Origin of the sequence: Pseudomonas sp. YuFO8 (assembly GCF_035065025.1) — a bacterium.
Taxonomy (GTDB): Bacteria; Pseudomonadota; Gammaproteobacteria; order Pseudomonadales; family Pseudomonadaceae; genus Aquipseudomonas; species Aquipseudomonas putida_AE.
In genome coordinates, this window is record NZ_JAXDEQ010000024.1 from 80301 (window position 1) to 91703 (window position 11403).

10 protein-coding genes, 1 tRNA gene and 1 pseudogene are annotated in these 11403 nt (G+C 60.8%); 9 read left to right on the top strand and 3 right to left on the bottom strand.

Features of this window, described 5'->3' with window-relative positions; genetic code table 11:
- Positions 1–58: 58 nt before the first annotated feature.
- The 5 genes from SOP95_RS20800 (at position 59) to pyrF (ending at position 4609) form a co-directional block, all read left to right on the top strand.
- Positions 59–865: an alpha/beta fold hydrolase gene (locus SOP95_RS20800; protein ID WP_274072930.1), complete on the top strand. Its 807-nt coding sequence runs from the start codon at positions 59–61 to the stop codon at positions 863–865.
- Positions 862–1716 (top strand): alpha/beta hydrolase, encoded by an 855-nt coding sequence (locus tag SOP95_RS20805; protein ID WP_323608142.1) that lies wholly within the window; start codon positions 862–864, stop codon positions 1714–1716. Before SOP95_RS20800 ends, SOP95_RS20805 begins: the two co-directional genes overlap by 4 nt.
- Positions 1717–1834: 118 nt before the next feature.
- The gene (locus tag SOP95_RS20810) at positions 1835–2641 is read left to right on the top strand and encodes a DUF4892 domain-containing protein (RefSeq protein ID WP_274072932.1); all 807 of its coding nucleotides are present in this window, start codon (positions 1835–1837) and stop codon (positions 2639–2641) included.
- Positions 2642–2711: 70 nt separating this feature from the next.
- Positions 2712–3764 carry an AI-2E family transporter gene (locus tag SOP95_RS20815; RefSeq protein WP_274072933.1) on the top strand — a complete coding sequence of 351 codons (1053 nt, stop codon included), beginning with the start codon at positions 2712–2714 and terminating at the stop codon, positions 3762–3764.
- Positions 3765–3910: 146 nt separating this feature from the next.
- Positions 3911–4609 carry an orotidine-5'-phosphate decarboxylase gene (pyrF, locus tag SOP95_RS20820; RefSeq protein ID WP_274072934.1) on the top strand — a complete coding sequence of 233 codons (699 nt, stop codon included), beginning with the start codon at positions 3911–3913 and terminating at the stop codon, positions 4607–4609.
- Positions 4610–4714: 105 nt separating this feature from the next.
- Here the strand turns inward: pyrF and SOP95_RS20825 are convergent, their stop codons facing one another.
- Complete coding sequence (locus tag SOP95_RS20825; protein ID WP_274072935.1) at positions 4715–5719, bottom strand: NADP-dependent oxidoreductase; 1005 nt, start codon at positions 5717–5719, stop codon at positions 4715–4717.
- 234 nt (positions 5720–5953) lie between these two features.
- Between SOP95_RS20825 and SOP95_RS20830 the strand changes: the two genes are divergently transcribed.
- The 3 genes and pseudogenes from SOP95_RS20830 (at position 5954) to SOP95_RS32215 (ending at position 8814) form a co-directional block, all read left to right on the top strand.
- Positions 5954–6715, top strand: coding sequence for an SDR family oxidoreductase (locus tag SOP95_RS20830; protein WP_008062892.1), 762 nt, complete (start codon positions 5954–5956; stop codon positions 6713–6715).
- A 1013-nt stretch (positions 6716–7728) separates the two neighbouring features.
- Positions 7729–7956, top strand: a pseudogene (locus tag SOP95_RS32210) (HAMP domain-containing protein); the annotation flags it as partial.
- Positions 7951–8814, top strand: a complete 864-nt coding sequence (locus SOP95_RS32215) for a methyl-accepting chemotaxis protein (RefSeq protein ID WP_425313616.1) — start codon at positions 7951–7953, stop codon at positions 8812–8814. The pseudogene SOP95_RS32210 and the gene SOP95_RS32215, both read left to right, overlap by 6 nt.
- Before the next feature lie 84 nt (positions 8815–8898).
- On the opposite strand, the gene SOP95_RS20840 is transcribed toward SOP95_RS32215, so the two are convergent.
- Both SOP95_RS20840 and SOP95_RS20845 read right to left on the bottom strand, forming a co-directional pair.
- Positions 8899–9870, bottom strand: a complete 972-nt coding sequence (locus tag SOP95_RS20840; RefSeq protein ID WP_323608144.1) for an IS110 family transposase — start codon at positions 9868–9870, stop codon at positions 8899–8901.
- A 290-nt stretch (positions 9871–10160) separates the two neighbouring features.
- Positions 10161–10919 carry a hypothetical protein gene (locus tag SOP95_RS20845; protein WP_274072937.1) on the bottom strand — a complete coding sequence of 253 codons (759 nt, stop codon included), beginning with the start codon at positions 10917–10919 and terminating at the stop codon, positions 10161–10163.
- Positions 10920–11305: 386 nt separating this feature from the next.
- On the opposite strand from SOP95_RS20845, the gene SOP95_RS20850 reads away from it, so the two are divergent.
- Positions 11306–11381: transfer RNA gene (locus SOP95_RS20850), tRNA-Glu, on the top strand.
- Positions 11382–11403: the final 22 nt, after the last annotated feature.

Below are 11403 nucleotides of genomic sequence, written 5' to 3' on the forward strand. Positions count from 1 at the left end.
CTGCGGGACGTGGTCTTGCGGACAATCGACCTCTGTTTTCGTTGATGGATCGACCCGTATGTCGCAACAGATATTTTTCGCCCACGCCAACGGGTTTCCTTCGGGTACCTATGGCAAATTGTTCGCGGCACTGGCGCCCGAATATCAGGTGACGCATCTGGAGCAGCACGCCCACGACCCGCGTTTCCCGGCGGACGACAACTGGTACAACCTGGTGGATGAACTGATCCACCACCTGCAGCAACAGCCGGAGCCGGTGTGGGGCGTCGGTCATTCCTTCGGCGGCGTACTGCATCTGCACGCGGCGTTGCGTTGCCCGGAGTTGTATCGCGGTGTGGTGATGCTCGATTCGCCGGTGCTGACCCGCACCGATCAATGGGTCATCCGCGCGGCCAAGCGTTTCGGTTTCATCGACCGCCTGACCCCTGCCGGTCGCACCCTGGGACGTCGTGAAGAATTCGCCGACCTCGACAGCGCCCGCCGTTATTTCGCCGGCAAAACCCTGTTTCGCAGCTTCGACCCGGAATGCTTCGACGCTTATCTGCAACACGGTTTGCACAAGGTTGGCGACAAGCTGCGCCTGCGTTTCGACCCGGCCACGGAAATCAGCATCTACCGTGGCGTGCCGCACACCAGTCCTGGCAGCACCCGGCAGCTGAAAGTGCCACTGGCGGTGGTGCGCGGGCGTAACAGTCGTGTGGTGATGCGCCATCATGCCAGTTCGGTCGGGCGCATGCCCCAGGGCGAATCACTGTGCATGCCTGGCGGTCACATGTTTCCCCTGGAACGCCCGCAGGACACGGCCACGCTGCTGAAAAACCTGTTCAGCCGCTGGGACGGTCGCCAACAGCAGGATTGCGCATGAGCCATGTCGTCGAAGAAGTCCGCCTGAGCCTGCCGCATATCGAGCTGGCGGCGCACTTGTTTGGTCCCGAAGACGGTTTGCCGGTGATTGCCCTGCATGGCTGGCTGGACAACGCCAACAGCTTCGCCCGCCTGGCACCGAAGCTCAAAGGCCTGCGCATCATCGCCCTGGACATGGCCGGTCACGGGCACTCGGGGCACCGCCCGCCGGGCGCCGGTTACGCCATGTGGGACTATGCCCACGATGTGTTGCAAGTGGCAGAGCAGCTTGGGCTGAAGCGGTTTGCGTTGCTTGGGCATTCGATGGGCGCCATCGCATCGTTGATCATTGCCGGCTCGATTCCGGAGCGTGTCACCCACCTGGCGTTGATTGACGGCGTCATTCCTCCCACGGACAAAGGCGAAAACGCTGCCGAACGCATGGGCATGGCCCTGCAGGCGCAGCTGGACCTGCGGGAAAAGCGCAAGCCGGTCTACAGCACCCTCGACCGCGCCATCGAAGCACGTATGAAAGGCCTGGTGGCGGTCAGTCGCGAAGCCGCCGAGCTGCTGGCCCAGCGTGGCCTGATGCCGGTGCCGGGCGGCTACACCTGGCGCACCGACAATCGCCTCACGCTGCCGTCGCCACTGCGCCTGACCACCGAGCAGGCCATGGCCTTCGTCCAGCGGATCGCCTGCCCGGCGAAACTGGTGGTCGCCGCGGACGGCATGCTCGCCAAGCACCACGAGTTGCTGGAGCGTCTACCCTTTAGCCGTGAACAGCTGCCAGGCGGCCATCATTTGCACCTGAATGATGAAGCCGGCGCGGATCTTGTCGCAGACTGTTTCAATCGGTTCTTCGTCATTCCTTGACTTGCGCCGGGCAACTGTCGAGGCTGGGCGGGTTGAAAAGGGAGACAACCATGATAGACCTCTACACCGCTGCGCCCCCGATTGGCCACAAGGTCGTGCTGATCCGATGAGTCTATCCATGCGCTCATTCAGTTTGCTGATGCTCTGTTGTTTCAGTCCTCTATCGTTAGCCGCCGATCTGCCCGGCAGTCAGGACCTGCCGATCGTGCCGCGCATGACCGATGCGCAGATCGTCGACTATCGCCCTGCGGCAGAGCTGGAGCGGATCTACCCACTCGGCTCGATTCGCAAGATCAGCGGCCAGTTGCGCTTTGACGGCCAGGTCAGTGCCCGTGGGAATGTCACGTCGGTGACCTACGAGTTGCCGGCGGAGCATTCGTCGACCGAGGCCTTCACCGCAGCGCGCGAAGCGCTGCAGCAGCAGGACGCGCAGTTGCTGTTCTGGTGCCAGGCTCGCGATTGCGGCGAAAGCAGCCTGTGGGCCAACGAAGTGTTCAGCAACGCCAAGCTCTATGGCGCCGATAATGAGCAGGCGTACCTGCTGTTACGCCTGGCCGCTCCTCGGGAAAACACGCTGGTGGCGCTTTACAGCATCACCCGGGGTAATCGCAAAGCCTATCTGCACGTCGAACAATTCGACGCCGTCGCCCCGCTGGGGGATTTGCTGCCGACCTCCGCGACCTTGCTGCGCGAGCTCAAGAGCACCGGCGAACTCGACTTCCCCAAGCTCACTGAAACACCCGATGACACCTGGCTGCGTTTGATCTCCCGGGGACTGAACCTGGACACCACCTTGCGGGTCAGTGTCTCCGGCCCCAATGCCGAAGCTTGGCGTCAGTCGCTGATCGAGCAGGGCGTGCGTGCGGCACGGATGGAAACCGGTGCTGTCGACGGTTCCGGCCTGCATATCAAACTGCTGCGCTAGGCGTTATACGGCGAACACGCGGGGCGTGTTCGCCTACTCTTTTTGCTGACATGATTTTTTCGAGACTGTGATGATCAATAACGATCGGCTGTTGGTGCAGATCCTGCTCCTGGTGCTGTTTGGCGCGAGCTTCTGGGTGATGGCGCCGTTCTGGTCGGCCCTGTTCTGGGGCGCAGTACTGGCCTTTGCCAGTTGGCCACTGATGCGCCTGCTGACCCGCTGGCTCAATGGCCGCGAATCCCTGGCGGCAGCCTTGCTGACCGTGGGCTGGATGGTGCTGGTGGCGGCACCCCTGGTGTGGCTCGGGTTCAACCTGGCGGACCATGTGCGCGACGCCACGGCGTTCATCAAGGATGTGCAGGTCGACGGCCTGCCTGAAGCGCCGACCTGGCTGGGCAGCATTCCCCTGGTGGGCGAGCGGCTGGTGGTGATCTGGAACAGCATCGATCAGCAGGGCGCGGCGATGATGGTGTCGCTCAAGCCTTATCTGGGCCAGGTCGGCAATTGGTTGCTGGCGCGTAGCGCGCAGATTGGCAGCGGCATTCTCGAACTGACCCTGAGCATTGTCTTCGTGTTCTTTTTCTACCGCGACGGCCCGCGGTTGGCGGCCTTTGTCCATGGTTTGCTGGAGCGCCTGATCGGCCACCGTGCCGGGTATTACATCGAGCTGGTGGCGGGGACGGTGCAACGGGTGGTGAACGGTGTGATCGGCACCGCCGCGGCCCAGGCCGTGCTGGCGCTGATCGGCTTCCTGATTGCCGGCGTTCCCGGGGCGTTGGTGCTCGGTATCGTGACCTTCATGCTCAGCCTGATTCCCATGGGGCCGCCGCTGGTATGGATTCCGGCCACTGCCTGGCTGGTTTGGAAGGGCGACTACGGAATGGCGGTGTTCCTCGGCATCTGGGGCATGTTCATCATCAGTGGCGTGGACAACGTGCTCAAGCCTTACCTGATCAGCCGGGGCGGGAATCTACCGCTGGTGATCGTGTTGCTTGGGGTGTTTGGCGGCTTGATCGCGTTCGGCTTCATTGGCCTGTTTATCGGCCCGACCTTGCTGGCCGTGGCTTATAGCCTGTTGACCGACTGGAGCAAGAGCCAGGCGCGGGTCGATGACCGTCGCTGAGCAGTGGACTGTATCGAACTCGACACAATTGCCGCAGAGACTAGTCTTGCCTGAGCGTTCTCGACGATTTACCGATCATCGGGTCCCGCAGGGCCGTTGCTTCCGCTACAATGCGCGCCGATTTCGACTTGCCTGAGAGCCCACTCATGTCCGCCTGCCAGACTCCCATCATCGTCGCCCTGGATTTCCCTACCCGTGACGCCGCACTGAAGCTGGCCGATCAGTTGGACCCGAAACTGTGCCGGGTCAAAGTCGGTAAGGAACTGTTTACCAGCTGTGCTTCGGAAATCGTCGGCACCCTGCGTGACAAGGGTTTCGAAGTGTTCCTCGACCTCAAGTTCCATGACATCCCCAACACCACCGCGATGGCCGTGAAAGCGGCAGCGGAGATGGGCGTGTGGATGGTCAACGTGCATTGCTCCGGTGGCCTGCGCATGATGGCGGCTTGCCGTGAAGTGCTGGACAAGCGCAGCGGCCCGCAGCCATTGCTGATCGGCGTGACCGTGCTGACCAGCATGGAGCGTGAGGACCTGGCAGGGATCGGTCTGGACATCGAGCCGCAAGAGCAGGTGTTGCGCCTGGCCGCACTGGCGGAAAAAGCCGGGATGGATGGGCTGGTGTGCTCGGCCCTGGAAGCCCAGGCGCTGAAAGCGGCGCACCCGTCGCTGCAACTGGTGACCCCGGGGATTCGTCCGGCGGGCAGCGCCCAGGACGATCAACGCCGCATCTTGACCCCACGCCAGGCGCTGGATGCCGGTTCCGATTACCTGGTGATCGGCCGTCCGATCAGCCAGGCGGCGGATCCGGCCAAGGCGTTGGCTTCGGTAGTGGCCGAACTCGCCTAAACGCCAAACCTGTAGGAGCCGGCTTGCTGGCGATGCAGGCGCCGCGGTTTATCTGAATGACCGCGGCGCCCGCATCGCCAGCAAGCCGGCTCCTACAGAACAGCTTCAGATTTTCAGGACCAACTTCCCAAAATTCTCCCCGCTGAACAATTTCATCAGCGTCTCCGGGAACGTCTCCAGTCCCTCCACAATATCTTCCTTGCTCTTGAGCTGCCCCTTGGCCATCCAGCCGGCCATTTCCTGTCCGGCGGCGGCGAACTGCGCGGCGTAGTCCATCACCACAAAACCTTCCATGCGCGCACGGTTGACCAGCAACGACAGGTAGTTGGCCGGGCCCTTGACCGCTTCCTTGTTGTTGTACTGGCTGATGGCGCCACAGATCACCACCCGGGCTTTCATGTTCAGGCGGCTCAACACCGCGTCGAGGATATCGCCGCCCACGTTATCGAAATACACATCGACGCCTTTCGGGCATTCGCGCTTGAGTCCGGCAACGACATCCTCATTCTTGTAGTCGATGACGCCGTCAAACCCCAGTTCGTCGATGAGGAACCGGCACTTGTCCGCGCCGCCGGCGATGCCGACGACCCGACAGCCCTTGATTTTGGCAATCTGCCCGGCAATGCTGCCCACCGCTCCCGCAGCGCCCGACAGTACGACCGTATCGCCGGCCTTGGGCGCACCCACGTCGAGCAACGCGAAATACGCGGTCATGCCGGTCATGCCCAGCGCGGACAGGTAGCGCGGCAGCGGCGCCAGTTGCGGATCAACCTTGTAGAACCCGCGCGGCTCGCCGAGGAAATAATCCTGCACGCCGAGGGCGCCGTTGACGTAGTCACCGACTGCGAACCCGGGGTTGTTCGAGGCCACGACCCTGCCCACTCCCAACGCGCGCATCACTTCGCCAAGACCGACCGGCGGGATGTAGGACTTGCCTTCGTTCATCCAGCCGCGCATGGCCGGGTCCAGGGACAGGTATTCGTTCTTGACCAGGATCTGGCCTGCAGCCGGTTCGCCGACCGGTACTTCCTGATAGGTGAAGGTTTCCCGGGTCGCGGCCCCCACCGGGCGTTTGGCGAGGAGAAATTGGCGATTGGTCTGGGACGTCATGGCAGGCACTCAGGATGAATGAAACCTTGTTGATAGACCCTCAGGGTCGATGTCGCAAGTTCGGCTGATGCGGCGAATACGCTCTGATCCAGTGCAGTGATAGTTGGTACGGTAGTTCCATCACTGCGATGCATGGGGACTCAACCGGCCTTCTGATAGTGCTGCCTGGCGGCGGGGGCTCTGGCTATGCTGGAAAAACGCGACCCCCGCAAACTTCTCTTCGAGGACAGAACAATGAGCATGACGTTTTCCGGCCAGGTGGCCGTAGTGACAGGCGCGGCAGCCGGCATCGGCCGGGCCACGGCCCAGGCGTTTGCCGCCGAAGGCCTGAAGGTGGTGGTGGCCGACATGGACACCGCGGGCGGTGAGGGCACGGTAGCGCTGATCCGCACGGCAGGCGGCGAAGCGACGTTCGTGCGTTGCAACGTGACGCTGGAAAGCGATGTAAAAAATCTGATGGATGAAGTGGTCAATACCTACGGCCGTCTCGACTATGCCTTCAACAACGCCGGCATCGAGATCGAGAAGGGTAAACTGGCCGAGGGTACGGTCGACGAGTTCGACGCGATCATGGGCGTCAACGTCAAAGGCGTGTGGTTGTGCATGAAGTATCAACTGCCTTTGTTGCTGGCCCAGGGCGGCGGTGCAATCGTCAACACGGCTTCTGTGGCCGGTCTCGGGGCTGCACCGAAGATGAGCATCTACGCGGCGTCCAAGCACGCGGTCATCGGCCTGACCAAATCGGCCGCGATTGAATACGCCAAGAAAAAAATCCGCGTCAATGCCGTGTGCCCGGCGGTGATCGACACCGACATGTTCCGCCGCGCTTACGAAGCTGACCCGAAGAAAGGCGAGTTCGCCAATGCCATGCACCCGGTGGGTCGCATCGGCAAGGTCGAGGAAATCGCCAGCGCGGTGCTGTACCTGTGCAGCGATGGCGCGGCGTTCACCACGGGGCACTCATTGGCCGTGGATGGCGGGGTTACGGCGTTTTGATTGCGGATCGACCTCCAGTGTTCTGAAAACGACGGGGGCGTAGCTTTTTGCCATTATTGCGACGCCAGAGACTTGTGTTGCCAAAGGCCCGTTGCGACTCTGCCGCTATTGATAATGGCGGGGGACTGAGTGCAATGATTTCGGCCGTGCAAGGACGTTTTGCCAACCTCGGTATGGCAAAAAAACTGGGTGTCGGGTTTGTGCTGGTGCTGTTGCTGACGGCCCTGGTGGCGGCCATCGGTGTCTGGTCGCTGCACACCATCAGCCAACGCTTCGACGGGCTCAAGCAGATGTCTTCGCTCAACAGCGGCTTGCTCAAGGTGCGGCTGCTGGAGCAGGAATATGCCTTGCACGGCAGCCCGAAAACCGTCGACGCCCTGCACGCAGGCGTTGACGGCCTGATCGACCTGGCAAAGCAGCTCAAGGCGGCGTCGGCGGCCAACGTACCGGTGATGAATGACGTCGAGCAGTCCCTGGGGGCCTACCGCAAGGCGTTTGACGAATTTGTCTCGCTCAGCCAGGCCAAGGACCTGGCGCTGGAAATGGCCAGTTGGTCGGTGTCCAGCGTGGCCAACAACCTCGACGTCCTGCAAGCCGGGCTCGCCGACGACGGCGCTTATACGCTGAAGGAATCCGAAGGCAAGGACGGCGCGCAATTCATCGAGCAAGCCAGCCAGGTCAGCCAGGTTTCGCGGTTGATGCTGCAAGCCATGAACGAAGCGCGCGTGCGCCTGGACCAGAGCCGCAAGGGCGACGACAGCACCGCACAGGGCAAGATCGAGCAGGCCAGCCAGGCGCTGACCCAGGCCGAACAACTCAAGAACACGGTAAAGGATGAGGGCTACCAGACCGTCCTCAATGAAGTGACCGGCCATATCGCCAGTTTCAGCGACAAGCTCGCCGAGTACACCGGCCTGCTGGAACAGGAAAAAACCGTCTACCAGCAATTGCATCAACGCGCTGCCCAAGTGGTGGAGCGGGTGGATCAGGCCTATGTCGCCGAAGACCAGTCGATGCAGACGCAGCTGAAGAACAACTCTCTGCTGATCCTCGGTTCTTCCGTGCTGGCCTTGCTGGTCGGCCTGATTGCGGCGTGGGTGATCACCCGCTTGATCGTCGCGCCGCTGCGCACCGTGATTGGTGTGGCGCAGCAGATCGCTGCCGGGGACCTGAGTGCCAAGGTTGAAGTGACCCGCCGAGACGAGATTGGCCAGTTGATGCAAGCCATGCAGCAGATGGGCGAAGGGCTGAGCCAGATCGTCAGCGGTTTGCAGGCGGGCATCGAGCAGTTGGCCACGTCAGCGCAATCCTTGTCCGCCGTGACCGAACAGACCAACCTCGAAGTCAGCAGCCAGAAGGAAGAAACCGAGCAGGTGGCGACGGCCATGAACCAGATGACCGCCACCGTGCATGACGTCGCGCGTAATGCGGAGGAGGCCGCCCAGGCGGCGCAAACGGCGGACGGCAAGGTTGAAAGTGGGCAACGGGTGGTGCGTCAGAGCATGGTGCGGATCGAACAACTGGCGGAATCCGCCACTTCGGCCAGTTCAAGTATCGAAAGCCTGAGCGCGGAAATCCAGAACATCGGTACGGTGCTCGGCGTGATCAAGAGCGTGGCGGAGCAGACCAATTTGTTGGCCCTCAACGCGGCCATCGAAGCCGCCCGGGCCGGCGAACAGGGCAGGGGGTTTGCGGTGGTGGCCGATGAAGTGCGGGCCCTGGCCAAGCGGACCCAGCAATCAACCGAAGAGATCGAGCGACTGGTCAGCGCCTTGCGCTCGGCGGCGCAGGCGTCGGTGCAGCAGATACAGAGCAGCGGCGAGTTGGTGAAACTGGCCGTCAGCGATGCACTGCAGACCGAGAGTGCGCTGGGGAGCATTGCGGCGGCCGTGTCCTTGATTCAGCAGATGAACCAGCAGATCGCGGCGGCTGCCGAAGAGCAGAGCTCGGTGGCCGAGGAGATCAATCGCAGCGTCACGAGTATTCGTGCGAGTGCGGACCAGTCTTCGCTGGCGATGCAGGGCAATGCGGCGTCGAGTATCGAGCTGGCGCAGTTGGGGGTTGAGTTGAAGGGGATGGTGGGGCATTTCAGGCTCTGATGCAGGCCTGACTGCCACTAAAAGATCGCAGCCTGCGGCAGCTCCTACAGGGATCGCATTCCACTGTAGATACCGTCTTGAACCTCACCGGGCAAGCGCAAGTTTCGGGTCGTAGGGTTGGCCCGACTTGAGCACGCCGTAAACGAAGTGCAGCAGCTTGCGCATCGCCGCACAGATGATCTGCTTGGGGGCCTTGCCGTTGGCCTTCAGGCGGTCTTTCATGGCCTTGATCGCCTCGTTATGCTGCAACGCTACCAGGCCTGGCATGTAGAGGCCTGCACGCACACTCACTGAGCCGATTTTTGAAATCGTAGTGCGCCCCTTGAGCTTGCCCGAGTCGTGAAGCTTCGGGTTCAGTCCGGCAGCAGCGACTAGTTTGCGAGGATCGTCGTACTTGCGCAGGTCGCCCAGTTCGGCCAGCAGCCGCTCAATCGTTTTTTCCCCGATACCGTCAATGGTCACGATCAAGTCGCGCATCTCGCGCATATCCGGGTCGTCATCGATGTGGTTTTTGATTGCCTTGTGCGTTTCAGCGATCTCTTTTTCGATGTGGCGCAGCACAGAGTTGATCGAGGCTTTAACCTTCTCATCGGACACATCCAGACGATTGCACTCCATTCGCTCCATCTCCTGGAGATCATCCAGGCGGCGCACCAGGGCTTTGAGCTGGCGATATTTGAGCGGCTCCGGCGCCCACAGCGCAAGCCTTTCATTCTTTTCGCGGGCGAAGTCAGCGATCAGTTTGGCATCGCTTTTATCGGTTTTGATCCGACGTAACTCGCTGTCGGCGTAGGCGTGGGTCGTGGCCGGATTGACCACGCAGACCCGGTAACCCTTGTTGTAAACGAACTCGGCCAGCTCCAGGTGATAGATACTGGTCGCTTCCATCACGATCAGGGCCGAAGGTTCGACCTGTTTTACCAACCAGGCCTCGAACTCTTTGAAACCCTTTGAATCGTTAGCCAGTTTTGCCTTGGTTTTGTGTTCGCCATTTGGCAGATGAGTAGCAATATCAAAGGTGTTCTTTGCGACATCGACGCCGACGAAACTGGACATGACCGTCCCTCCATTAGTCCGTTGCGATCATCACTGCACTCCGTCCAACCTTGTGAATGCGGGCTCACGCCAGAGACGGGCCCAAGATACCGTTCGAACTGTATGAGTGAGTGTGGAGGGCTGGAGCACAATCTACATCACAGGCACAAAGCCTAAGGAGCTGCACGGCTTCCAGGTCCCTCCCTCGATGATCAGTCGAGAACTATCGCTCTTGATGGAGCGATAGTCGAGATACAAGGAGCTGCCGCAGGCTGCGATCTTTTGATCTTGTTTCTACGTTCGCTCGGTGATCAGTCGTAGATCACTTTCTTCTTCCAGTCCGCATCCGCCTCGACGTCCTTGAGGCCTTCGGTCAATTGGTTGACATCGCCCTCCACCGGAGCGATACGGTCCATGACCTGGTCGTTGGCGCGGGCCAGGAGTTTTTCCAGGTATTGCAATTGTTCGGCGTAGACCTGGGGGTCCTGCTGCTTGCGCAGGTACTGCACGCCACGCTCGAACGCCAGCCGCGCCTGGCCGGGTTGGTTCTGCTGCAGGGAGTGCTGGCCGAGGTTGTTGAAAAACTCGATGTGCAGCAGCACAAGGATATGGCGCACTTCACGGATCCAGCCCTTGGCTTCGTTGGGGGGAAGGAAACCATCCTGTGCCGCGCGGGTGATCTGGCCATGCAGGGCTTCAAGCAGGAAACGCACGTCCTTGGCCTTGGCTTCGGTCTGGATCGGTGCCGGCGGGTTGTTGACCGGAATCGATTGGCCCTGGGCAACCAGGGCCTCCAGTTCGGTTATCCGTGCCTTGAGGTTGGCGCTGGTCTTTTCCAGGTTCAACAGGCGTTGGCAAACATTCAGCTCCAGGCGGGTCAGCAGCAGCTTGAGCGCTGGCGTCATCAACTGGCCGGGAAACGTCTCGGTGATCTCACCACAGCGACGCAAACGGTCATTGAGTTCCACCTTGGTACGGGCCCTTTCCAGCTTATTGTTTTCCACCACATGGTTGATGTAGCCAATGGCGATCAAGAGTGCAATCCCGGCTACGACGAGCAGGGTGATCATGAGTGGTGTCACCGGTAAGACCTCTTTTATAGGGTTTGCATGCGAGTGTAGTGGCTTGGTCTCCAGCTGACTGGAGCCGCTCGACTGCTTGACTCGGCGTGGCCAAGGTTTTATCGGCCGCAGCCCGCTTATATAAATGCTGGCACCTCAGGAGCATATTGCCATCACTCATGGCGTCGACTATAACGTCTTGGCGAGTGTCAGAATATAGGCGCCAGACCCCGGGCGACGGAAAACCGCAAGGGGCCTTAAAAGCAGTCCGAAGTCATTGATTTAAATAAATTTATAACAGGGGGTTGACGACCTCTCAATCCATCCATAGAATGCGCGCCACTTGCAGCGTAAAGCACACAGCGAAACGAAGCAGGCAGTGAATGTTGTAGTGTGTCCCCTTCGTCTAGTGGCCTAGGACACCGCCCTTTCACGGCGGTAACAGGGGTTCGAGTCCCCTAGGGGACGCCATTGCGGGAATAGCTCAGTTGGT

Excerpts from the sequence above, each read along its gene's own strand:
- SOP95_RS20800 (WP_274072930.1), top strand. The coding sequence starts at position 59 with ATGTCGCAACAGATATTTTTCGCCCACGCCAACGGGTTTCCTTCGGGT.
- SOP95_RS20805 (WP_323608142.1), top strand. The coding sequence starts at position 862 with ATGAGCCATGTCGTCGAAGAAGTCCGCCTGAGCCTGCCGCATATCGAG.
- SOP95_RS20810 (WP_274072932.1), top strand. The coding sequence starts at position 1,835 with ATGCGCTCATTCAGTTTGCTGATGCTCTGTTGTTTCAGTCCTCTATCG.
- SOP95_RS20815 (WP_274072933.1), top strand. The coding sequence starts at position 2,712 with ATGATCAATAACGATCGGCTGTTGGTGCAGATCCTGCTCCTGGTGCTG.
- pyrF (WP_274072934.1), top strand. The coding sequence starts at position 3,911 with ATGTCCGCCTGCCAGACTCCCATCATCGTCGCCCTGGATTTCCCTACC.
- SOP95_RS20825 (WP_274072935.1), bottom strand. The coding sequence starts at position 5,719 with ATGACGTCCCAGACCAATCGCCAATTTCTCCTCGCCAAACGCCCGGTG.
- SOP95_RS20830 (WP_008062892.1), top strand. The coding sequence starts at position 5,954 with ATGAGCATGACGTTTTCCGGCCAGGTGGCCGTAGTGACAGGCGCGGCA.
- SOP95_RS32215 (WP_425313616.1), top strand. The coding sequence starts at position 7,951 with ATGGGCGAAGGGCTGAGCCAGATCGTCAGCGGTTTGCAGGCGGGCATC.
- SOP95_RS20840 (WP_323608144.1), bottom strand. The coding sequence starts at position 9,870 with ATGTCCAGTTTCGTCGGCGTCGATGTCGCAAAGAACACCTTTGATATT.
- SOP95_RS20845 (WP_274072937.1), bottom strand. The coding sequence starts at position 10,919 with ATGATCACCCTGCTCGTCGTAGCCGGGATTGCACTCTTGATCGCCATT.